The following is a 21,206-nucleotide window of genomic DNA, read 5'->3' on the forward strand; positions in this document are numbered from 1 at the left end:
GGCCACGCTTCCACAGAATGATGCCGCTAACAACGAATTTCGAAAGGTTTCCGCCGGCGGGCGTTCGCGCGCGTGTTGGCGCCGCTGTCAGGCCGCGCATGGTCGGGGCGTCCTACGCTGAACCGGTGACGAACAGCGACGCTCCGGCATCCGAATCCCCCCTCAGCGACCGCCCGTGGCTCTCGGCCTACGCCGAGGGCGTGCCGCACGAGATCGAACCCGTGCGCGACACCCTCGTGGAGATGCTGGCGGGCGCGGTCGCGCGCTTCGGTGATCACGTCGCGCTGGAGTTCTTCGGCGCAGAGACCACCTACGCCGAGCTCGAGGACGAGGTGCTCCGTGCGGCGATGGCGCTGCGCAAGCTCGGCGTGAAGACGGGGGACCGGGTCGCGCTCATCCTGCCGAACTGCCCCCAGCACGTCGTGGCGTTCTACGCCGCCCTCCGCATCGGAGCCATCGTCGTCGAGCACAACCCGCTGTATACGGCGCGCGAGCTCCGCCACCAGTTCGAGGTGCACGAGGCCGTGGTCGCGATCGTATGGGACAAGGTCGCCGACATCGTCGCCGACTTCCCGAGCGACATCGCGCCGCGCGCGATCGTCGCCGTCCGGCTTCCGGATGCCCTGCCGCTGCTCAAGCGGGTGGCACTGCGTCTGCCGGTACCCGCGGCGCGGGCGTCGCGCGAGGCCATGACCGCGAAGCCGTCGGCGCGCGGCATCCGTTCGTGGAAGACCTGGGTGAAGGAGCGGAGGCTGCCGAAGAAGTGGCCGGCCCCCGCGCTCGACGACACGGCGCTTCTCCAGCTGACCAGCGGCACGACCGGAACCCCCAAAGCGGCGATCCTGTCGCACCGGAACCTCCGCTCGAACGCCGCGCAGGGGCGGGCGTGGGTGCCGGGCCTGAAGGAGGGGGAGGAGACCTTCTACGCGGTGCTCCCGATGTTCCACGCGTACGGACTGACCCTCTGTCTGACGTTCGCGATCTCGATCGGCGCCCGGGTGGTGCTCTTCCCGAAGTTCGACGTCGACATGGTCGTCGCCGCGGCGAAGTCTTCGCCCCCGACGTTTCTCCCCGGCGTCCCCCCGATCTACGACGCCCTCGCCCGTGCGACGTCGCGGAAGGGCGTCGACCTATCGACGATCCGCTTCGCCATCTCGGGGGCGATGAGCCTCCCCGTGGCGACCGTCGCCCGCTGGGAGGAGGCGACCGGCGGGCTGCTCGTCGAGGGCTACGGCATGACCGAGACCTCCCCTGTCGCGCTCGGCAACCCGATCGGTCACACCCGGCGACCCGGCACCGTCGGCGTGCCGTTCCCCAGCACCGAGATCCGCGTCGTCGACCCCGAGGATCCCGCAAGCGATCGGGCGATCGGCGAGGCGGGCGAGCTGCTGATCCGCGGGCCCCAGGTCTTCGGCGGATACTGGCGGCGCCCCGATGAGACGGCCGCGGTCATGCTCGAGGGCGGGTGGCTGCGCACCGGCGACATCGTCACCGTCTCGGAGGACGGCTTCGTCACCGTCATCGACCGGGTCAAGGAGCTCATCATCACGGGCGGCTTCAACGTCAGCCCGAGCGAGGTCGAGCAGGTGCTCATCCAGCATCCTGATGTCGCGGATGCCGCGGTCGTCGGGCTTCCGCGCCCCTCGGGCGGCGAGGAAGTCGTGGCCGCGGTGGTCCTGGCGGACGGCGCAGCCTTCGACGCCAACGCTCTGCGTGACTTCTGCCGGTCGCATCTCGCCGCGTACAAGGTGCCCCGCCGGGTGGTGCAGGTCGACGACCTGCCGCGCTCGCAGATCGGCAAGGTCCTGCGCCGCCGCGTCCGCGAGCAGCTGCTCGGGGACTGAGCGGCCGCGAAACGGTGGAGGCCGGTCGGAGAGGCATCCGACCGGCCCGCAACCCTTGCACCGAGAGTAATCACATGTCCGGTTCCCGCCACAGCAAACGGTTACCGTGCGAGCACTATATAACGGTGGGGTAACGGAAGGGAAGACCTTTTCCGGACGGACTTGCGGGCAGTGTGCCAGCGCTCGCGCTTCTGGCAGGAAACCGTCGCGACCTGCCCGGCGAGGGACGGCGGCGAGCGGTGCCGCGCCGCGATAGTGGAGTGTGCAGATCGCTGACTTCCCCGTTCCCGAGACCCCCGCGGCGCGGGGTGCGCTCGAAATGGCCCAGACCTATCAGTCACCCGCCATCACCGCGCACGCGTTGCGGTCCTGGCTCTGGGCGGAGGCCTTCGCGCGCGTCGACGGAATCGATGACCTCGATCACGAGCTGCTGTACGTCGCCGCCGTCATGCACGACATCGGAACCGTCGTCGAGTACGACAACCACACCCTCTCCTACGAGCACGCCGGCGGCCACGTCGCCGTCGCGCTCACCGCGGGCGCGGGCTGGCCCGCGCCCCGACGTGCGCGCGTCCTCGACGTGATCGTGCGGCACAACTGGCCGTCGGTGGATCGGGCGACGGATGCGGAGGGCTACCTGCTCGAGATCGCCACCGGGCTCGACATCTCCGGCGCACGACCGGACGATCTTCCCGAGTCCTACCGGCGCGAGGTGCTCGCCGCCCACCCACGAGGAGCGCTCGCGGCCGAGTTCAGCGCCTGCATCGCCGATCAGGCCGCTCGGAAACCCCTGACTGCGGCGCAGCGCCTGCACGCGGGCGGAATCGCCCGGAAGCTCACCGAGAACCCGCTCGAGCAGCTCGGCTGATCCGACGTCGGAACCCTCGCCTACCGTCCCCTCATGACGATCGTGGGAGGGATGCCGGGCCCTTGCGCGCTGTGCGGCAGCGACGCCGGCATCCGCGCGGCGGACGGCTGGCGGTGCGCGGACTGCGGATGGCGCGTCGGTGACGCCCCCGATCACGACCTGCCGATGCCGACGATCGAGGTCGTCTACTACCTGCGGTTCGCTGAACGGGTCAAGATCGGGACATCCCGGCATCCGCGCCGGCGGGTGCGGGCGATCTGGCACGACGAGCTGCTCGGGTTCGAGCGGGGCGGGCGCGCGCTCGAACAGCGTCGACACCGCGAGTTCGCGACCGTGCGCGAGGGAGGGGAGTGGTTCCGCGACACCCCGGAGCTGCGGGCGCACATCGACGCCGTGACCGGTGGCGTTCCGCCGTGGCAGGCCTACGCGCGCTGGGTGGCGGAGGCCCTCGCGAGTTGAGCCCTCGATTGCACGGGGCGTCGGCCGAAGCGCACCACCCGCCCGAAAACCGGTCCGAACTTTTTTGTGACGAATCGTGCCGCGCGCCCCTCTCATTCGTGAAGGCGGTTCTCCGAACCCCTTCACCGAGACACATCCACCGAGAGAAGGGACGCCTCATGGGCCTCGACGACAAGATCAAGAACGCCGCGCAGGACCTCACCGGCAAGGCGAAGGAAGCCATCGGCAACGCGACCGACAACGACAAGCTCGTCGCGGAGGGCAAGGCCGACCAGGTCAAGGCCGACGCGAAGAAGACCGGCGAGAACGTGAAGGACACCTTCAAGTAAGCCGCTGACGACGAAGGGCGCCCCCCGGGGAGGGGGCGCCCTTCGTCGTTTTCGCGCGGAGTGCTCAGCGCTCCGCGGCGGCGAGCTTCTCGCGCAGCTGGTCGGCCGTCAGACGGATGCCGTATCCCGGCTGGTCGCGCTCGATCCGCCAGCTCTCGGAGACCTCCAGCGCGACGGTGTCGAAGCCGAGCTCGTCGTACAGCGCCGTCAGGAACGCGACGGCCTCGGGGTGATCGCCCGCGGCGACGAGGGCGCGGCGGTCCGGGTCGCCGGGTTCCGCGGCATCCGTGAGGATCTCTGCGGACGGAATGTGGTTGAAGCCCTTGACGACCTTGGCCTCGGCGAAGTGATCCTGCACCATCCGCGTCGTGGTCGTCCGCTTCTGCTCGAGGGCGTCGATGCGGCCGTCGCGCTCCCAGTAGTAGTTGTTCGTGTCCACGACGATCTTCCCCGCGAGCGGTGTCGTGGGGATGTCGGTGACGTTCTTCAGCGGCACCGTGACGACGACCCACTCGCCGGCCTCCGCCGCCCCGTACACCGTGGCGGCGCGCACGCGGTCGCCGAGGCGCTCCACGAGCGGCGCGAGCGTCTCCGGGCCGCGCGAGTTGCTGATCACCACGTCGTAGCCGTGGGTGGAGAGCGCCTCCGCGAGGGTGCTGCCGATGTGTCCTGCTCCGATGATTCCTACCGTGGTCATGTGGGGCCCAACGCAGCGCGGCCGGGTGGGAATTCCCACCCGGCCGCGCTGATGTGTCGGGGCTCAGTCCCGGTGCGTGCGGTAGTACTCCAGCAGCGCCTGCGTCGAGGCGTCCTGTGCGGCGATTGCGTCCTCGTCGCCCTCGATCGCCGGCGCGATCTGCAGCGCGAGCTGCTTGCCGAGCTCCACGCCCCACTGGTCGAACGAGTTGATGCCCCACACCGTGCCCTGCGTGAAGGTGATGTGCTCGTACAGGGCGATGAGCTCGCCGAGCACGCGGGGGGTCAGCGCCGGAGCGAAGATCGACGTCGTCGGACGGTTGCCGGCGAACGTGCGCGCGGCGACGAGTGCCCCGGTGGTGCCCTCGGCCTCGACCTCCTCGGCGGTCTTGCCGAACGCCAGCGCCTTGGTCTGGGCGAGGAAGTTCGAAAGGAACAGTCCGTGCACGTCGCGGCCGCCGTCCTCGAGGGGGTAGGCGGGGTTCACGAACGCGATGAAGTCGGCCGGGATCAGGCGGGTGCCCTGGTGGATGAGCTGATAGAACGCGTGCTGCCCGTTCGTCCCCGGCTCGCCCCAGAAGACCTCACCGGTGTCGGTGGTGACGGGGGAGCCGTCCCAGCGCACCGACTTGCCGTTGGACTCCATCGTCAGCTGCTGGAGGTACGCGGGGAAGCGGCTCAGCTGCTGGGCGTAGGGGAGGACGGCGTGCGACTGCGCGCCGAGGAAGTTCACGTACCAGACGTTCAGCAGGCCCATGAGGACCGGCACGTTCTCGGCGAGCGGCGTGGAGCCGACGTGCTCGTCGACGGCGTGGAAGCCGGCGAGGAGATCGCGGAAGACCTCGGGGCCGAACTCGATCACGAGCGACAGGCCGATCGCCGAGCCCACCGAGTAGCGCCCGCCGACCCAGTCCCAGAAGCCGAAGGCGTTCACCGGATCGATGCCGAACTCGGCGACCTTCTCCAGCGCCGTCGAGACGGCGACGAAGTGGTGGGCCACGGCATCCGTCCGGGCATCCTCCGTGTCGTCGATCGCTCCGGCGGCGGCGAGTCCCGCCCACAGCCAGTCGCGGGCGAGGCGGGCGTTGGTGAGCGTCTCCAGCGTCGTGAAGGTCTTCGACGCGACGATGAAAAGCGTCGTCTCGGGGTCGAGGTCGGCGGTCTTCTGCGCGAGGTCGGTCGGGTCGATGTTCGACACGAATCGCGCCTGGATGCCGGCATCCGCGTACGGCTGGAGGGCGGTGGAGATCATCACCGGACCGAGGTCGGAACCGCCGATGCCGATGTTGACGACGTGCGTGACCTTCTTGCCGGTCACACCCTGCCACTCGCCCGAGCGCACGCGCTCGGCGAACGCCGACATCGCTTCGAGCACCGACTGCACGTCGGCGTCGACGTCCTGCCCGTCCACGACGAGCGCCGGCTCCGCCCCCGCGGGGCGGCGGAGGGCGGTGTGCAGAACGGCGCGGTCTTCGGTGGTGTTGATGTGCGCGCCCGCGCGCATGGCGGCGTAGCGCTCGGCGACACCGGTCTCTTCGGCCAGGCGCACGAGGGCGGCGACGATCTCGGCGTCGACGAGGTTCTTCGACAGGTCGACGCGCAGGTCGTCCAGATCGAACGTCAGTGCGCTCACGCGGTCGGGGTCTGCCGCGAACCACGCGCGCAGATCGGGGGTGAAGCCGTCGCGGAGTCGTGCGAGCTCCGCCCAGGCGGACGTGCCGGTGGGGTCGATGGGTGCAGTCACACCGCTACCGTAGCGGCCCCGCCCGCAGGCGGCATCCGTGCGGTGTGCGACGCTGGAAGGCGTGACTTCCGCCGAGGACCTGCGCCTGATCGCCGTCGACATGGACGGCACGCTGCTGGATGCCGACGGGCGGGTCCCGGACGCGCTCTGGCCGCTGCTGGAGGAGCTGCGGGCGCGCGACATCCACTTCGCCCCCGCGAGCGGTCGCCAGCTCGCCACCCTGCAGGAGGCGTTCCCCGATCACCGCGACGAGCTCGTCTTCATCGCCGAGAACGGCGGCTACGTCGTGCGGGCGGGCGAGGAGGTCAGTTCGGTGGCGATGGACCGTGCGTTCGTCGAGGCGCTGCTGGCGCGCCTGACCGACCTCGCCGCGCGTGAGGACCTCGGCGTGGTCCTGTGCGGCAAGGAGTCCGCGTACATCGAGCGGATGGATGCCGCCTTCGCCGACGAAGCCGCGAAATACTACGCGCGGCTGTCCCACGTCTCCGCGTTCGCCGAGGTGGACGACCAGATCCTCAAGGTCGCCGTCTACGCATTCTCGGACGGCGAACGGGTCGCGGGCGCGCTCGCCGACGTGCGCGAGACCCATCAGGTCGTGGTCTCGGGTGCCCACTGGGTCGACGTGATGAATCCCGGCGTGAACAAGGGCGTCGCTCTCACCGCGCTGCAGCGCGCCCTCGGGGTGGGGCCGGAGAACACCGCCGCGTTCGGGGACTACCTCAACGACCTCGAGATGCTGGATGCCGCGCACCTGTCGTTCGCGATGGCCGGCGCGCACCCCGACGTGGTCGACCGCGCCCGCTTCCGCGCGCCGTCGCACACCGAGGAGGGGGTCATCACGACCATCCGCGGATTGCTGGAGGCGAAGGATCCGGCATCCTTCGCGTGAGCGGCCGGTACCCGCGTCGCGCGCGAGTCTGACAGGCTGGAGGATGCCCGCCGGCCCGCGGACTCGCGTGAGCCCGGCGTCGAGCGGCTCGGAGAGGAGGCGCGACATGCGCACCACCATCGAGCGGATCCGTGCGATGCGCGACGCGGGGGAGCGGTTCACCATGGTGACCGCGTACGACTACACCTCGGCGCGCCTGGTCGAACGCAGCGCCGTCGACACGATCCTCGTCGGCGACTCGGTCGGGATGGTCGTGCAGGGGCACGACAGCACCCTGCCGGTGACCCTCGACGACATGATCTACCACACGCGCATGGTGGCCCGCGGAGCCTCCCGCCCGATGATCGTCGCCGACCTCCCCTTCGGCACCTACGCGATCGAGGACGACGCCGTCCGCGCCGCCACCCGTCTCATGGCGGAGGGCGGATGCCAGTCGGTCAAGCTCGAGGGCGGGGTCGCGCAGGCGTCGACGATCCGTCGCCTCGTCGAGATGGGCATCCCGGTCCTCGCCCACATCGGTTTCACGCCGCAGTCGGTCCACGCGCTCGGCCTCCGCGTCCAGGGACGCGGCCGCGATCAGGCCCGGCGCGTGCTGCGCGACGCGCTCGCGGTGCAGGCCGCCGGAGCGTGGGGCGTCGTCCTCGAGCTCGTGCCCACCCAGCTCGCCGCGGAGATCACGGCGCGGCTCGACATCCCCACCGTCGGCATCGGCGCGGGAGCCGGCTGCGACGGACAGGTCCAGGTCTGGCACGATCTCCTCGGCCTCTACGACGACTTCGTCCCGCGCCACGCGCGTCGGTTCCGCTCGCTCGGCGACGAGACGGTCGCCGCCCTCGACGAGTACGCCGCGGCCGTCCGTGACGGCTCGTTCCCGGCCGCGTCGAATGCGTCGTCGTGGGACGCAGCGGAGGTCGCCGCCGCGCTCGACGGCGTCGACGACCTCGGCGAGGTCGACGGTTCCGAGGGCCTCGGGTGAGCATCCCCGTCGACGACGGCGCGGTCCGCCCGCGGAGCCTCGCCGGTCGCACGGCGCTCGTCACCGGCGGCCGCGTGGGGATCGGCCGTGCCATCGTGGATGCGCTCGCCGACCGTGGGGCCCGGGTCCTCGTCGGCGGGCGGGACTCCGTGACCCTCGCCCCGCGGATCGCGGAGTTGCGGGCCGAAGGAGTCGACGCGCACGGGTTCGCCGCGGACGTCACCGATCCCGGTGAGCTGGACGCCGCGTTCGCTGCGGCGGCGCAGGTGGGCCTCGTGCCCGACATCCTGGTGAACAACGTCGGCCTGCGTGACCGTCGCGGGGTGCGCGACCTCGACACGGCGGCCTTCTCGGCGCTCGTGGGGACCGACCTCGTCGCGGTCTACGACGTGATCCGTCGGTGCCTGGCCGGGGCCGAGGCCGCCGGCGGCGTGCTCCGCTCGATCGTCACGGTGTCGTCGGTGGCAGCCCTTCGCGGGCGCGCGGGCGACCCCGGGTATGCCGCGGCGAAGGCGGGGCTCGACGGGCTCACACGGTCCCTCGCGTCCGAACTGGGACCGCTCGGATGCCGCGTCAACTCCGTCGCACCCGGGACGATCGTCACCGACTCCAACGCCGACCTGCTCGTCGACGCGCGGATCGCCGACGTCGTCGCGACCCGCACCGCTCTCGGCCGGTGGGGGACCCCCGCCGAGGTCGGGGCGCTGGTGGCGTTTCTCGCGTCGGACGAGGCGTCTTACCTCACCGGTCAGACGGTGGTGGTCGACGGCGGGCTCTCCACGCTCTTCTGATCCGCGACGCGCGTCAGGGGCTCAGCAGCTCATTGTCGATGAGCCGCACGCCGCCGACCGGGGCGGCGACGATCGCGAGCGACTCTGTCTCGATCCGGGTGAGCGGGGCGAACGAGTCCGGGTCGACGATCGCCCAGTACTCGGGCTCTATCCCCGCCGCGCGGAGCGCCTCGTGCGCCCGGGCCGTGAGGAGAGCGGCGTCCGTCTCGCCGTCCGCGACGGCGGCGCCGGCCGCGGAGAGCGAGCGGGGGATCGCGAGGGCCTTCGCGCGGTCAGCGGCGCTCAACCGGACGTTCCGGCTCGACAGCGCGAGCCCGTCGGCATCGCGGACGGTCGGGACGGCGTGGATCTCGATCGGGATGTTCAGATCGCGCACGAGCCGACGGACCACGGCGACCTGCTGCGCGTCCTTACGGCCGAACCAGGCGGCGTCGGCCCCCACCATGAGGAAGAGCTTGGTGACCACCAGCGCGACCCCGTCGAAGTGCGCCGCACCGCGCGCGGTGCCCTCCCACGGCTCGCTCACCCCTCCGACGCGGATGCCGGTGGAGAACCCCGCGGGGTACACCTCGCCGGGGGTCGGGGCGAAGACCACCGTCGCTCCCGCGGAGGCCGCCATTGCGGCATCCGTCTCGGGATCGCGCGGGTAGGCGGCGAGGTCTGCGGCATCGGTGAACTGGGTCGGGTTGACGAAGACCGACACGACGACCTCGTCCGAGACCCGTGCGGCCTCGCGGATGAGGGTCAGGTGCCCCTCATGGAGGGCGCCCATCGTGGGGACGAGGCCGATCCGACCCCCGCGGCGACGGATGGGGTCGAGGGCGGCCCGCAGCTGCGCCACGGAATCGATCACGCGCATCCGCCGAGCGTACTTCGTCCGCGGGTCGACTATGATCGCGAGCCGCCCCGCGGAGCCTCCTCTCGGGCATCATGGGGGGATGCTGACGATTCCTGCGGTCACCCTGAACGACGGCCAGTCCTTCGCCGAACTCGGACTCGGAACCTACAACCTGCGCGGGGAGGAGGGGATCGAGGCGATCGTCTCGGCGATCGCGTCCGGGTACCGGCTGCTCGACACCGCCGTGAACTACGAGAACGAGCGCGAGGTGGGCGAGGCGATCCGTCGGGCGGACGTCGATCGCGACGACCTCATCGTCACCTCCAAGATCCCGGGCCGTCATCACGGCCGTGCCGAAGCCGTCGACAGCATCCGTGGATCGCTCGACCGGCTCGGCCTCGAGCGCATCGACCTCCAGCTCATCCACTGGCCGAACCCGAGCGTCGGGAAGTACCTCGACACGTGGCGCGGCATGATCGACGCGCGCGAGCAGGGGCTCGTCCGCTCGATCGGTGTCTCGAACTTCACCGAGGCGATGCTCACCGAGCTGATCGAGGAGACCGGTGTCGTCCCGGCGGTGAACCAGGTCGAGCTCCACCCCTACTTCCCCCAGGGCGCGCTCCGTGCCTTCCACGCGGAGCACGGCATCCGCACCGAAAGCTGGAGCCCGCTCGCCCGCCGCAGCGATCTGCTCGCCGAGCAGCTCATCACCGACCTCGCCGCGATCCACGACGCGACCCCGACACAGGTCGTGCTGCGCTGGCACACCCAGCTGCAGAGCACCCCCATTCCGAAGTCCGCCGACGCCGACCGGCAGCGCGAGAACGCCGACGTGTTCGGTTTCACCCTCACCGACGAGCAGGTCGCGGCGATCTCCGGACTCGAGCGCGGTCGGCTGTGGGACGGCGACCCCGAGACGCACGAAGAGATGTGAGCGGTCAGATCTGCAGGACCGCGCGGGCGATCAGGAAGTAGATGACGAGCCCTGTCGCGTCGACGAACGTCGTGATGAACGGGTTCGAGAACACGGCCGGGTCGACCCGGATCGCGCGGGCGAGGAGCGGCATGACACCGCCGACGGATGCCGCGACCGTGCAGATCGACAGCAGGGTGAGCCCGATCACCAGCCCCACCGGCAGGTCGAACACGACGCCGGTGATCGCGAACCCGAGGACGCCGAGCAGCAGCCCGAGGAGCGCACCGACGCGGACCTCGCGCGACAGCACCCGCCACACGTCCCGCGTGCGGACCTCGCTCAGCGCCAGGGCACGGGTCACGGTGGTCGCTGCCTGATTGCCGGTGTTCCCGCCCGTTCCGATGAGCAGCGGCACGAACAGCGCCAGCACCGTGAGCTGCGCCAGGGTGTCTTCGAACACAGACAGCACCTGCACCGTGAGGGTCGCACCGACCGCCAGCACGAACAGCCACACCACGCGCGAGCGGACGATACGGAGAATCGGCGTCGACAGGTACGGGCGACGGAGCGGCTCGGCACCACCCTGGCGTGCCGCATCCTCGCTCTCCTCCTGCTCGAGGATGCGGACGGCGTCGTCGATGGTGAGGATGCCGACGAGGCGTCCCTCGCTGTCGACGACGGGAAGCGCGAGCACGCCGAGGTCGGCGCACAGGCGCGCGGCGTCCTCGGCGTCGTCGGTGGCGGTCGCGGTGTGGGGCTCGCTCATGAGCGCGCCCACGGTGTCGTCGTCGGCGCCGCCGAGCAGGTCGCGCAGGCTGATGACTCCGACGACCGTGCGCGCGTCGTCGATGACCGGGATCGTGTACACCGTCTCGGCGTCGCGGACGCGGGAACGCACCCGGGCGAGCGCGTCGGAGACCCGGACCGACGGGCGGAGCGTGACGTATTCGGGACTCATGCGGTGCCCGATCGAATCCTGCGGGTAGCCCAGCACCGCCGCGGTGAGCGTGCGCTCGTCGACGGGGAGACCGCGGAGGAGCCGCGGGGCGACGGATGCCGGGAGCTCGTCGAGGAGGCGCACCCGGTCGTCCGGGTCGAGGTCGGCGAACACGGCGGCGACCTCGGAGTCCTGCAGCGCGTCGACGAGATCGCCCTGGAGCGACGCGGGGAGGTCCTCGAAGACCTCGAGGGCGCGCTGCTTCGGCAGCAGGCGGTAGACCACCGCCCTCCGGCGGGCGTCCAGCCGTTCGATCACGGCCACCACCTCGTGGGTGGGGGCGTCGGCGATCAGCGACGACGTCGCGGCCAGATCGTCGGCGCTGAGGGCCTGTTCGATCGCCAGCACACGGTCATCGAGGGCACGGGTCTGCTCGGGGGTCATGACGGATCTCACTCCTGTCGCGCACGAACGGCTCGCGCGAGGGCGAACGGATGCCGGGTCACCGCGCCGCGCGGGTCTCCTCGACCCATTCGGCGAAGGTCTGCTCGCCGAGGGTCGCATCCGGACCCGGGAGGGCGGAACCGTCGCGCTGCCATCGGCCGAACGCGCCGGGGAGCGAGACAGCGGGCACGCGCCAGCGCGTCGCCGGGCGCCCGATCGCCCGGCCGTAGGCGCGGACCATGGCGACGAGGCTCTCCTCGTGCGGACCGGCGAGGTCGCGGGCGCGTCCGCGCGGGCGTCCCTCGGCGAGGTCGACGAGGTGGGAGGCGACCTCGCGCGCCGCGATCGGCTGGGTGCGCATCCGGGGTGCCAGGTGGACGGGGCCGACGGAGGCGACCTCCCAGATCTGGCCCGCGAACTCGTGGAACTGCGTGGCACGGAGAAGGGTCCACGGGACCGGACCCGCCTGCACCGCCGCCTCCTGGGCGAGCTTGCCGGCGTAATACCCGGAGGTCTGACCGTCGATGCCGACGATCGACAGGGCGACGTGGTGTCGGACGCCCGCCCGGACTTCCGCGTCGAGCAGTGTGGCGGTGACTGCGGTGAAGAAGTCCACCGATCGTCGGGTGTTGCGGGTCTCGTGATGGGTGACGTCGATGACGACGTCGACACCCCGGAGGGCGGCATCCGCCCCCGCGCCGGTGACGAGGTCGACCCCGTCGGACCGAGTCAGGGCCACGACGTCGTGTCCACGGGCGCGGGCGATCTCGGCGGCCGGGACGCCGACGCGTCCCGTCGCACCTGCGATCGCGATCCGCATCGTCCCGGCCTCCGGTGCTCGCCGCTGCCGCTAGAGCTGCGCGCCGTCGTCGTCGCGGTTCTCCAGCCCCACGTTGCGTCCGCGCCAGGATTCGTACGCGATCAGCCAGCCGATCGAGACCGCCGCGGCGATCACGATGCCCAGCAGCAGGTTCTCCCAGATGAGTCCGAACATGATGCCGAGCGCGAACATCAGGGCGGTGCCGAGAGCCCAGCCGGAGCGGCCGCGCGTCCAGCGCGAGCGAGGGGTAGTCATGCGCTCAGCCTAGGGGGCGGCATCCGTACTCGTCGGGCGTTCCGGTGCGCGCGAGGCCCAGGTCATCGCCTTGTCCTTCGCGGAGGTCCGGAAGATCTGCAGCTCGCAGGGGAACAGGAAGGCGATCGCGTGGATGATCTCGGCCACGGCGGTGTGGTCGGTGATCAGGGCGATGCGGCCCCACGAGCTCGCCGGCTTGCTCTCCAGACGCGCGTCCTGCCACAGCGCGCCGAAGGAATAGCCGTCGAAGTCGTCGCCGAAGACGAGGGCGAGATTGACGGTGCCGCCGTCGGCGATCACGCGGTCGATCGCCGGATCGAGCACCGTGCGGTAGTCGTCGGCGTGGACGGAACCCACGGCACGGAACGCGAGCACGTTCGCGGGCGCATCGGGCAACGTGGCGAGCATTCGGGTACTCCTCCGGGGATCGCGACTCCGCGGTCCATTGCGCGCCCAGGATATCGCGCCCCCGCCCCGGGCGGCAGGGTTTCGCGGTGACCTACTTCACGCGTCGCGTGAGATGAACGGTGACGGTGTCGCCGATGTCTTTGCCGAGCTTCCGGCGGACGGCGGCGTTCAGCGAGACCATGTGACCGCCCGTGCCGGTGACCATCATGCCGACATCCGTCAGCGGCACCTCATCGACCGTGAGGTCGACGCGCACCGAGCGGCCGGTGCCGAAGAACTCCGCGGAGCCGGGCATCTCCACACAGGCCCAGACCTCCCCTTTGACGTCGACGCCGATCGGGGCAGTGAAGGTGTGGTCGAGGGGGACGGGGTCGAACGGCATCGGTGCTCCTGGTCGCTTCAGCGGTCGTGGTCAGCGGTCGCGGTGGTCCTCGGGGTGGAGGCGTGGCGCCTTGCGCGGCTCGCGCACGCCACCGGCCGCGAGGAGTCGGATGACGCGCTGCCGTTGCCCGCTCCACGGTTCGAGGAGCGCCAGCATCCCGTCGTCGTCAGTGCGCGCTCCGGCGAGGGCGTAGCCGACCTCGTGGGCGAGGTGGAAGTCGCCCACGCTCACGGCGTCGGGGTCGCCGAGGGCGCGGATGCGCGTCTCGGCCGACGTCCACGGGCCGATCCCGGGTTGCGAGACGAGGACCCGGTCGACCGCTTCGCCGTCGCCCGCGGCCTCGACGGCGCGGACGATCGAGCGGCCCCTCCGTGCGGCGCGCACGACGGTCTTGGACTGCGGGGGTTCGAGACCTGCACGGTGCCACGCCCACGAGGGGATGTCCCGCCAGCCGTCGATGTCAGGGGGCGCCGCCATCGGGCGCGGCGTCGGGCCCGGCGCCGTCTCGCCGAACGCGGAGACGATCCGGCGCCACGCGGCGAAGGCCTGCATCCCCGTGACCTTCTGCTCGAAGATCGCGCAGGCGAGGGCGTCGAACACCCCGTCGGTGCGCCCGAGGCGGAGCCCCGGCATCCGGCGGAAGAGCTCCGCGACCAGCGGATGTCGCTCGGCGGCGAATCCGGTGGCATCGTCGCGCGCGCCGCAGAGGTCGGGCACGTGGGCGATCGCCCACTCGCGCCCCTGCCCCCAGGCCGCCGCGCGGACGACGCCTGATCCGGCATCCGTCAGAGCGAGCGTCGCGACGCCCTCGGGAGTGCGGCTGGCACGCCAGATGACCGCGCCCGCCATCGACATCGTGGGGTCGTTCGCGCCGCGGCGCTGGAACATCACCGTGCGGCGGAGGTCGAGCGGATGCCGCGGTCGGTACTCGGTCTGCAGCGGCGCTTCGGGTCGTGCCGGCGCCTGGGGGTGAGGTGGCGCCGGGGTGTGCGGCGGGCTCGCCGGACGCGCGCGGACCTGCTCGCGCGTGCGCTCGACGATCGTCATGCCCTCGACCCTACGTCGCACCGCCGACGTCGCCCGCCGCGAGCGCGTTCGTGTGGCGGTCGTGGCCGCCTCACAGAGCCCGAGGGGGCCACATGCGCCACATGAACCGACGACGGATGCCGTGCGAGACGGGCGCGGCGGTCAGAAGCGGTCGGGCGACGGCGTGCCGTGGCCGTAGTGGATCACGACGTCGGCGTGCCGGTCGAAGCGGTATCCCACGCCACGGACGGTGCGCACGATGTCTTCGTAGCGACCGAGCTTGGCCCGCAGGCGCCGGACGTGGACGTCGATCGTCCGCTCGCCGGGCGCCTCGTCGTCGCTGGCGGCCTGCCAGAGCGAGGTGACCAGCTCGGTGCGCTCGATGGTGCGACCCTCGCGCAGCACCAGGTACTGCAGGAGCTCGAACTCCTTGAAGGTGAAGGCCGCCGACTCGCCGTCGATCAGCACGCGCTTGCGGGAGATGTCGACCACGACGCCGCCGGCGATGACATCCTCTTCGAGGGTCTCGTCCTGCTTCGTGCGGGCGACGGCGGACGGCTCGTGGAGAGCGAGGCGGACGACGTCGACGTCGCGCCCGCCCGCGCCGACCGGCGCGAGGGCGACGGTGGCGTAGGTCTCGGCCGAGGGGGCGAGGTCGGCGAGCGTGCGGCGCAGCGCGTCGACGAGGACGCCGAGGTTCACCCCGGCTGCGGAGGCCTTGGCCTCGTCGATGCCGACGTACAGCGCGAAGCCGCGCGGTGCGGTGCCGGGCGGGAGGCTGCGCGCGGCGGTGCTGCCGGGTGCGCCGGCGCTGCCGGATGCGCCGGTGTCGCCGGACGCGGCGGGAGTCGGGGCCGACGCGGTCTCGGCGGACGCCTCTGCGGGCACGGTCGGGCGGTTCACGGGGCGGAGGCGACGGACGGGGGCGGCGGGACGCTCGAGGAGTGCGGTGTTCGACATGATGATGGTCCTTGAAGGAGGTGAACCCCGGGAGGTCGTCGGCGTGGGTGGCCGGGAGAGGGTTCTGCGTTTCGATCGCTCTGAGGCGACGGATGCCCGGGCGGGGCGGTGTGCGAGGACTCCGACGGCGCGTGATCGACGCGTCCGCGCGGCGCCTCGGGGGATCCGATGCGCGTCGAAGGCTCGCTCCAACGGGCGGATCCGGCGGGGATCACCGTGCTAGTGGCACATTCGACAACACAGCGCCACGCGGCCGGCCATCATCATGCCGGCAGTCCCGTTCGCCTCCCAGGCGGACAGAGAGCGTGCGTTGTCAGTCATGCGGCTGATTATGACCGAGTGTTTCCGTGACGGTCAAATTGCGGAAAAGGTGCCCCGCGACGTGTGACGAAATGTGACAGATCGCCCATGCCGACGCCGGTGGGGTTCGCAATCGGAGAGGCGAGAACTTTTCTGTTGCTTCTCCCCGCAAACGTCTGAAGATGCGGCTCATGCCCTACCTCTTCGGTCTCGGTGAGGAGGCCGCGGCATCCGGTGTGCCGCTCATGCGTCCGATGGTGCTGGAGTTCCCGGACGACCCCGCCGCCGCCTACCTCGATCGCCAGTACATGCTCGGCCCCGACCTGCTGGTCGCGCCGGTCTTCCGCGCCGACGGGCGGGTGTCGTTCTACCTTCCCGCGGGGGAGTGGACGCACCTCCTCACCGGCGTGCGGGTGGTCGGCGGCCGCTGGATCGAGGAGCAGCACGACGTGTTCAGCCTGCCGCTCTACGTCCGCCCGGGCGCCGTGCTGCCCTGGGGTGCGCGCGAGGACCGGCCCGATTACGACTATCTCGACGGGTTGACCTGGCGGTTCTACCCGGGTGGGAGCGGTACCATCGAGCGTCGGATCGCGACGCCCGACGGTCGCACCGCCTCCTTCACCATCGATCGCACGGGAGTGACCGAATGACCACGACCACGACCACGACGACCGGCCGCGCCGACTACCGCGACAGCGGACTCGTCTTCCCCGCGGGCTTCACCTTCGGGTCGGCGACCGCCGCCTATCAGGTGGAGGGCGCGTTCGACGAAGGCGGCCGCGGGCCGTCGATCTGGGACACGTTCTCGAAGACCCCCGGGAAGGTGTGGAACGGCGACACCGGCGACGTCGCCTGCGATCACTACCACCGGGTGGCGGCCGACCTCGACCTCATGGCCGACCTCGGCCTCGGGGCGTATCGCTTCTCGATCGCGTGGCCCCGCATCATGCCCACCGGGACCGGCGAGGTCAACCAGGCGGGCATCGACTTCTATTCGCGCCTGGTCGACGGGCTGCTCGAGCGCGGCATCCGTCCCGTGGCGACGCTTTACCACTGGGATCTCCCGCAGGCGTTGGAGGATGCCGGCGGCTGGCCCGTCCGCGCGACCGCCGACGCGTTCGAGCGCTACGCGGAGGTCATGGGCGCGGCGCTCGGCGACCGCGTGCACACCTGGACCACGCTCAACGAGCCGTGGTGCTCGGCCTACCTCGGCTACGGACAGGGCGGGCACGCGCCGGGACGGCACGAGCCGGATGCCGCGCTCGCCGCAGTCCACCACCTGAACCTCGCCCATGGGCGGGCCGTCCAGGCGCTACGGGCGACCTCCACCGGCGACCCCGAGTACTCGGTGACCCTCAACTTCCACGTCCTGCGGGGCGAGGGGGACGGGGCGGCGGAGGCGATGCGACGCATCGACGCCCTGGCGAACCGCGCGTTCACCGGTCCGATGCTGCATGGCGCGTACCCCGAAGACCTCCTCGCCGACACCCGCGATGTCACCGACTGGTCGTTCGTGCGCGACGGCGACCTCGCCGACATCCGTCAGCCGATCGACGTGCTGGGCGTCAACTACTACTCCACGGCCACCGTGCGGATGTGGGACGGCGTTTCGCCGAAGCAGACGAACGACGGGCACAAGGGCGTCCCCGGGGCGACGGCGTGGCCCGGCAGCGAAGGTGTCGTGGAGTTCGTCGAGCAGCCGGGACCGTACACGGCCATGGGATGGAACATCGCCCCCGAAGGGCTCGAGGAGCTCCTCGTCGCTCTGGGGGAGGAGTTCCCCGAGCAGCCGCTCATGGTCACCGAGAACGGCGCCGCCTTCGACGACGTGGTCGCGGAGGACGGCACGGTCCCCGACCCGGAGCGTCTGGATTACCTGCGACGCCACTTCACCGCAGCCCACCGTGCGATGAAGCGCGGGGTCGACCTGCGCGGCTACTTCGTCTGGTCGCTGCTCGACAACTTCGAGTGGGGCTACGGCTACGCCAAGCGCTTCGGGATCGTCCGCGTCGACTTCGACACCCTCGAGCGCACGGTGAAGGACTCCGGACGCTGGTACGGGGAGCTCGCGCGCACCGGCGTCACGCCCTGACGCCCGCGAAGTCGCCGCGACCCGGGGTGCGAGCGGCTGCTGGCCGGGCGCCGCAGGCGTAGCCTGTCGTGGTGACCGATCTGCGTTTCTCCCATGAACACGACGCGTCGCGCTACACCCTCCACGACGGTGGCGACCTCGTCAGTGTCCTGGACTACCGCGACGATGGCCGTACCGTCGCCCTGACGCGCGCGTACACCGTTCCGACCTTCCGCGGCCACGGATACGCCGCCGAGGTCGTCGAGCGTGCCGTCGCCGACATCGAGGGGCTGGGCGACCGACGGATCTCCCCGGTGTGCTGGTACGTCGCCGACTGGTTCGCCGACCACCCCGAGCGTGCCGCGATCCTCGCCGATCGGCGTTCGGCCTGACGCCTCCCGCACCCTATGCTGGCGGCGTGAACCTGGAAGAGGTCTTCGTCGCCGTCGCGATCGCGTTCGAACTGATCGGCGCGACGGCCATGGTGATCGGATTCGTCGTCGCCGTGGTGCTCGGCATCCGTTCTCTCGCCCGCGGCGACGGAGGGCAGGCCGCGTTCACGACGCTCCGCACGACGCTCGGGGGAGCGATCCTCCTGGGCCTCGAGGTGCTCGTCGCCGCCGACCTCATCCGCACGATCACGTCGAAGCCGTCGGTGGAAGACGCCCTGATCCTCGGCATCATCGTGGTCATCCGGACGGTGCTGTCGATGTCGATCCAGATCGAGATCGAGGGCACGCTGCCCTGGCGTCGTGCGCTCCTGACCTCGGGGGCGGCGGTCGTCGGCCGCGAGATCGCGCGCGACCGCGACCAGGCCGCGGCCGCGCGTACGGAGCCGAAGCGCACCTGAGGGGTGTTGTCAAGCCCGTGGATCGGCGGCGTCGCGGTGTGAGGCTGGTGCACGGACGAGAGGAGTGCGCCATGAGCACGACAGGCGAGAACACCGGCGACAACGGCGTGAGCCACGAGGCGGTCGGCATCGGTGTGGTCGGCAGCGCCGACCACCACGGTCAGGACGCCGAGCGCGACACCCTCACCGTCGGTGAGGCGCAGCGGAAGAACGGCCTCGGGGATGCCGCCGAGCAGCGACTTCCCGCGATGTCGCAGAACAACGCCGATGACGTCGCGAAGGTCGCCGGCATCGTCGCGCAGACCCGATCGGATGTCGGCACCCGAACGTTCGACGAGATTCGCCACGTGCTCGCGCAGCGTCTCGAGCAGACCGGCATCGCGCTCCCCGACGACGAGATCGATGAACTCGTGCGTCAGATCTCTACGGGCGACGCCGCAGCTCCCGATCGCCCCTGACGCCTTCCGCCTCGCCCGCTCATCTCGCCACGAACGGGAGGATGCGGGCGACGGCGGGTGCGGCATCCCGGATCATCGTCTCGTGACCGTGATGCGGAATCTCGGTCAGCTTCGCGGCGGGGATGAGCTCGGTGATGCGGGTGCACCAGCCGGCGCGGGGCGACGAGGTCGTGCTCGCCGATGCCGGGCCGCGAGCTCCACGACGATCTGAGACCCCATCGAGTGGCCGATCGCCACGACGGGGACCCGGATGTGATGCTCGAGGAACGCCGCGAGCAGGTCGGCGGTGCGCTCCATCGTCAGGACCCGGACGGGCGGTGGCGCTTCGCCGTATCCCGGCAGGTCGACGGCGACGACGGGGGCCGCATCGTCGAGGTGCGAGATGAGGTCCGTGAACACGCTCCGGCCCATGCCGATCCCATGGATGAGGAGGAACGGACCGGGGCCGACGCCGGTTCCTTCGTTGCGCAGTTCGGCGACGAGCGTCGCGCCGGCGTGCGTGTAGGACAGGATCGAGGCCACGGGCGAGGGTACCGCGGACTCAGGCGGCGCCGCGTGCGCCGTAGAGCCCTACGCGGTCCGGGATGTCGAAGTGCACCGCCGGAAGCCACGACGCCGGGTCCGGCCACGGGCGAGACGCCGGGAGGCTCCGGAGTCGCTGGCGGAGGGCGGTGGTCGACCCCTCGATCGGGAGCACGCGCGCCGGGGCGTGATGGGCGAGGGCTCCGAACCACCAGTGCCGCCACTCGCCCTCGACCGCGCCGGGGGAGGCGACGACGTAGTAGTCGGGCATGAACGCCGCGCCGGACGCGAACAGCGCCAGAAGCGCCTCCACCTCGACCTCGAGCGTGCCGAGGGTGGCGCGCTCTTGGAAGAGCTCCACCCACGCGGCGGCGACGTGTTCGAGCGGGTCGGCGTCATGCACGACGTAGGGCTGCGGACGCGTCGCGATCGCGAGCGCCGCGTCGGTCGGATCCTGGCCGCGCAGAGACAGGGCGGCGACGGCGGGGAGGTCGGAGATCCCCTCGAGGAGCTCGTCGCTGTCGCATCCGACGAGGGCGACGACGGTGGACCGGGCTGCGGAATCGGAAGAAGGCGCCATGGTCCACGTTAGGACGCCGGGTGTTACGCCCGGGTATCGACTCGGCGACGATTCGCGGAGCTCCGCCGGGCTCGTGGGGCGTTGCGGAGGGCCTCGAATTTCATCGTTTCTGACTGATTCGGTTGGAGTCTCACGGCGAGCTGCCGCAGTGGCTCTCCGAAACTCATTCGGTGGTGGGGACTTTCAGCGGACCTCGGTGACTATCTCGTCGCAGACATCTGGGCCACGCCCGGGCGTCGCTACTCGTCGTCGGTGCATTCACGGTCGGCAGCCCGGTCGAAGTCGGGAACGGGCCGGTTCTGCGCGTCCTCGGGTGTCGTGGCGAGTCCGTTGCGTTCAATATCGTCGATCAGCCAGTCCATCTCTAGGATCTCTCGCCGCTGAGCTTCGCTGATCCCGACGGCGAGCTCGCAGACCCGGATGTCCTGAATCTGCGCTCGTTCAGATCTGGTGATCGCAAGGGAGTGGTGGGGAATCATGGCCCGCATGTATGCGGTGTCGTCGACGGTGATCTGGCTACGGTCGAGCGCGACGCCGCCTCCGAGCAGGAGGACGCTGACGATGACGACGGCGATGTTCGCTTTGGTGTTCTTGTACATGTTCAGCATCCAGGCGAGCATCACGAGGCCCATGGCGCCGCCCATGGTGAGAGCCATGAATATGCGGCTCTCGCTGAAGCGGATGTGTCCCCATTCCCACACTCCGGCGAACATCGTCCAGTACATCACGACCATGCCGGTGAGGATCATCGCCGCGAAACGCAGGTACATCTTCAGCGAGCCGTGCTTCTTGTCCTTTGCTTGTCGTTCGCTTCCTTCATGGGCATCCTGTGACATGTGATTC

General features: G+C 70.8%; 26 protein-coding genes. 13 read left to right on the forward strand and 13 right to left on the reverse strand.

Annotated elements, in window-relative coordinates; translation table 11 throughout:
* Positions 1 to 125 precede the first annotated feature (125 nt).
* The 4 genes from LTL01_RS03025 to LTL01_RS03040 all read left to right on the forward strand — a co-directional run bounded on the left by LTL01_RS03025 (position 126) and on the right by LTL01_RS03040 (position 3,500).
* On the forward strand, positions 126 to 1,844 hold the full coding sequence (locus tag LTL01_RS03025; RefSeq protein WP_236967363.1) for a long-chain-fatty-acid--CoA ligase: 1,719 nt from the start codon (positions 126 to 128) through the stop codon (positions 1,842 to 1,844).
* A gap of 262 nt (positions 1,845 to 2,106) precedes the next feature.
* Positions 2,107 to 2,712 (forward strand): HD domain-containing protein, encoded by a 606-nt coding sequence (locus tag LTL01_RS03030; protein WP_236967364.1) that lies wholly within the window; start codon positions 2,107 to 2,109, stop codon positions 2,710 to 2,712.
* Positions 2,713 to 2,745: 33 nt separating this feature from the next.
* Positions 2,746 to 3,171, forward strand: coding sequence for a GIY-YIG nuclease family protein (locus LTL01_RS03035; protein ID WP_236967365.1), 426 nt, complete (start codon positions 2,746 to 2,748; stop codon positions 3,169 to 3,171).
* A 158-nt stretch (positions 3,172 to 3,329) separates the two neighbouring features.
* Positions 3,330 to 3,500, forward strand: a complete 171-nt coding sequence (locus tag LTL01_RS03040; protein ID WP_236967366.1) for a CsbD family protein — start codon at positions 3,330 to 3,332, stop codon at positions 3,498 to 3,500.
* A 64-nt stretch (positions 3,501 to 3,564) separates the two neighbouring features.
* Here the strand turns inward: LTL01_RS03040 and LTL01_RS03045 are convergent, their stop codons facing one another.
* Together LTL01_RS03045 and pgi are read right to left on the reverse strand one after the other, a co-directional pair.
* The gene (locus tag LTL01_RS03045) at positions 3,565 to 4,197 is read right to left on the reverse strand and encodes an NADPH-dependent F420 reductase (protein WP_236967367.1); all 633 of its coding nucleotides are present in this window, start codon (positions 4,195 to 4,197) and stop codon (positions 3,565 to 3,567) included.
* A 63-nt stretch (positions 4,198 to 4,260) separates the two neighbouring features.
* Positions 4,261 to 5,940 (reverse strand): glucose-6-phosphate isomerase, encoded by a 1,680-nt coding sequence (gene pgi, locus LTL01_RS03050; protein ID WP_236967368.1) that lies wholly within the window; start codon positions 5,938 to 5,940, stop codon positions 4,261 to 4,263.
* Between the two features lie 61 nt (positions 5,941 to 6,001).
* Here pgi and LTL01_RS03055 point away from each other — a divergent pair, with 61 nt between their 5' ends.
* The 3 genes from LTL01_RS03055 to LTL01_RS03065 all read left to right on the forward strand — a co-directional run bounded on the left by LTL01_RS03055 (position 6,002) and on the right by LTL01_RS03065 (position 8,596).
* The gene (locus LTL01_RS03055; RefSeq protein WP_257730665.1) at positions 6,002 to 6,829 is read left to right on the forward strand and encodes a Cof-type HAD-IIB family hydrolase; all 828 of its coding nucleotides are present in this window, start codon (positions 6,002 to 6,004) and stop codon (positions 6,827 to 6,829) included.
* 106 nt (positions 6,830 to 6,935) lie between these two features.
* Complete coding sequence (panB, locus tag LTL01_RS03060) at positions 6,936 to 7,805, forward strand: 3-methyl-2-oxobutanoate hydroxymethyltransferase (RefSeq protein ID WP_236967369.1); 870 nt, start codon at positions 6,936 to 6,938, stop codon at positions 7,803 to 7,805.
* Entirely contained in the window at positions 7,802 to 8,596 is a 795-nt protein-coding gene (locus tag LTL01_RS03065) for an SDR family NAD(P)-dependent oxidoreductase (protein WP_236967370.1), read from the forward strand. Before panB ends, LTL01_RS03065 begins: the two co-directional genes overlap by 4 nt.
* A 13-nt stretch (positions 8,597 to 8,609) precedes the next feature.
* Here LTL01_RS03065 and panC read toward each other — a convergent pair whose 3' ends face one another.
* Positions 8,610 to 9,455 (reverse strand): pantoate--beta-alanine ligase, encoded by an 846-nt coding sequence (panC, locus tag LTL01_RS03070; protein WP_236967371.1) that lies wholly within the window; start codon positions 9,453 to 9,455, stop codon positions 8,610 to 8,612.
* A gap of 79 nt (positions 9,456 to 9,534) precedes the next feature.
* On the opposite strand from panC, the gene LTL01_RS03075 reads away from it, so the two are divergent.
* A complete protein-coding gene (locus tag LTL01_RS03075) occupies positions 9,535 to 10,368 on the forward strand; it encodes an aldo/keto reductase (RefSeq protein ID WP_236967372.1) in 834 nt (277 codons plus the stop codon).
* A 4-nt stretch (positions 10,369 to 10,372) separates the two neighbouring features.
* Here LTL01_RS03075 and mgtE read toward each other — a convergent pair whose 3' ends face one another.
* The 7 genes from mgtE to LTL01_RS03110 all read right to left on the reverse strand — a co-directional run bounded on the left by mgtE (position 10,373) and on the right by LTL01_RS03110 (position 15,582).
* Complete coding sequence (gene mgtE, locus LTL01_RS03080; RefSeq protein ID WP_236967373.1) at positions 10,373 to 11,731, reverse strand: magnesium transporter; 1,359 nt, start codon at positions 11,729 to 11,731, stop codon at positions 10,373 to 10,375.
* A 58-nt stretch (positions 11,732 to 11,789) separates the two neighbouring features.
* Positions 11,790 to 12,551: an SDR family oxidoreductase gene (locus LTL01_RS03085; RefSeq protein WP_236967374.1), complete on the reverse strand. Its 762-nt coding sequence runs from the start codon at positions 12,549 to 12,551 to the stop codon at positions 11,790 to 11,792.
* 30 nt (positions 12,552 to 12,581) lie between these two features.
* Complete coding sequence (locus LTL01_RS03090) at positions 12,582 to 12,806, reverse strand: hypothetical protein (protein ID WP_053548219.1); 225 nt, start codon at positions 12,804 to 12,806, stop codon at positions 12,582 to 12,584.
* 9 nt (positions 12,807 to 12,815) lie between these two features.
* Positions 12,816 to 13,214: a SpoIIAA family protein gene (locus tag LTL01_RS03095; RefSeq protein ID WP_236967375.1), complete on the reverse strand. Its 399-nt coding sequence runs from the start codon at positions 13,212 to 13,214 to the stop codon at positions 12,816 to 12,818.
* A gap of 91 nt (positions 13,215 to 13,305) precedes the next feature.
* On the reverse strand, positions 13,306 to 13,596 hold the full coding sequence (locus tag LTL01_RS03100) for a DUF1905 domain-containing protein (protein ID WP_053548217.1): 291 nt from the start codon (positions 13,594 to 13,596) through the stop codon (positions 13,306 to 13,308).
* Positions 13,597 to 13,626: 30 nt separating this feature from the next.
* Positions 13,627 to 14,643 (reverse strand): DNA-3-methyladenine glycosylase family protein, encoded by a 1,017-nt coding sequence (locus tag LTL01_RS03105; protein ID WP_236967376.1) that lies wholly within the window; start codon positions 14,641 to 14,643, stop codon positions 13,627 to 13,629.
* A 141-nt stretch (positions 14,644 to 14,784) separates the two neighbouring features.
* A complete protein-coding gene (locus tag LTL01_RS03110) occupies positions 14,785 to 15,582 on the reverse strand; it encodes a winged helix-turn-helix domain-containing protein (RefSeq protein ID WP_053548216.1) in 798 nt (265 codons plus the stop codon).
* A gap of 491 nt (positions 15,583 to 16,073) precedes the next feature.
* On the opposite strand from LTL01_RS03110, the gene LTL01_RS03115 reads away from it, so the two are divergent.
* The 5 genes from LTL01_RS03115 to LTL01_RS03135 all read left to right on the forward strand — a co-directional run bounded on the left by LTL01_RS03115 (position 16,074) and on the right by LTL01_RS03135 (position 19,261).
* On the forward strand, positions 16,074 to 16,532 hold the full coding sequence (locus tag LTL01_RS03115) for a glycoside hydrolase family 31 family protein (protein WP_372461279.1): 459 nt from the start codon (positions 16,074 to 16,076) through the stop codon (positions 16,530 to 16,532).
* The gene (locus tag LTL01_RS03120) at positions 16,529 to 17,974 is read left to right on the forward strand and encodes a GH1 family beta-glucosidase (protein WP_236967377.1); all 1,446 of its coding nucleotides are present in this window, start codon (positions 16,529 to 16,531) and stop codon (positions 17,972 to 17,974) included. Before LTL01_RS03115 ends, LTL01_RS03120 begins: the two co-directional genes overlap by 4 nt.
* A 71-nt stretch (positions 17,975 to 18,045) precedes the next feature.
* The gene (locus tag LTL01_RS03125; protein ID WP_053548256.1) at positions 18,046 to 18,345 is read left to right on the forward strand and encodes a GNAT family N-acetyltransferase; all 300 of its coding nucleotides are present in this window, start codon (positions 18,046 to 18,048) and stop codon (positions 18,343 to 18,345) included.
* A gap of 26 nt (positions 18,346 to 18,371) precedes the next feature.
* Complete coding sequence (locus LTL01_RS03130) at positions 18,372 to 18,803, forward strand: DUF1622 domain-containing protein (RefSeq protein ID WP_236967378.1); 432 nt, start codon at positions 18,372 to 18,374, stop codon at positions 18,801 to 18,803.
* A gap of 71 nt (positions 18,804 to 18,874) precedes the next feature.
* Positions 18,875 to 19,261: a hypothetical protein gene (locus LTL01_RS03135; RefSeq protein WP_053548213.1), complete on the forward strand. Its 387-nt coding sequence runs from the start codon at positions 18,875 to 18,877 to the stop codon at positions 19,259 to 19,261.
* 105 nt (positions 19,262 to 19,366) lie between these two features.
* Here LTL01_RS03135 and LTL01_RS03140 read toward each other — a convergent pair whose 3' ends face one another.
* The 3 genes from LTL01_RS03140 to LTL01_RS03150 form a co-directional block, all read right to left on the reverse strand.
* Positions 19,367 to 19,783 carry an alpha/beta fold hydrolase gene (locus tag LTL01_RS03140; RefSeq protein ID WP_236967379.1) on the reverse strand — a complete coding sequence of 139 codons (417 nt, stop codon included), beginning with the start codon at positions 19,781 to 19,783 and terminating at the stop codon, positions 19,367 to 19,369.
* A gap of 19 nt (positions 19,784 to 19,802) precedes the next feature.
* A complete protein-coding gene (locus LTL01_RS03145) occupies positions 19,803 to 20,363 on the reverse strand; it encodes a hypothetical protein (RefSeq protein ID WP_236967380.1) in 561 nt (186 codons plus the stop codon).
* A gap of 239 nt (positions 20,364 to 20,602) precedes the next feature.
* Positions 20,603 to 21,199 carry a DUF305 domain-containing protein gene (locus LTL01_RS03150; RefSeq protein WP_188700523.1) on the reverse strand — a complete coding sequence of 199 codons (597 nt, stop codon included), beginning with the start codon at positions 21,197 to 21,199 and terminating at the stop codon, positions 20,603 to 20,605.
* Positions 21,200 to 21,206 lie beyond the last annotated feature (7 nt).

Origin of the sequence: Microbacterium aurantiacum, from assembly GCF_021654035.1 — a bacterium.
In the GTDB taxonomy this organism is placed as follows: domain Bacteria; phylum Actinomycetota; class Actinomycetes; order Actinomycetales; family Microbacteriaceae; genus Microbacterium; species Microbacterium aurantiacum.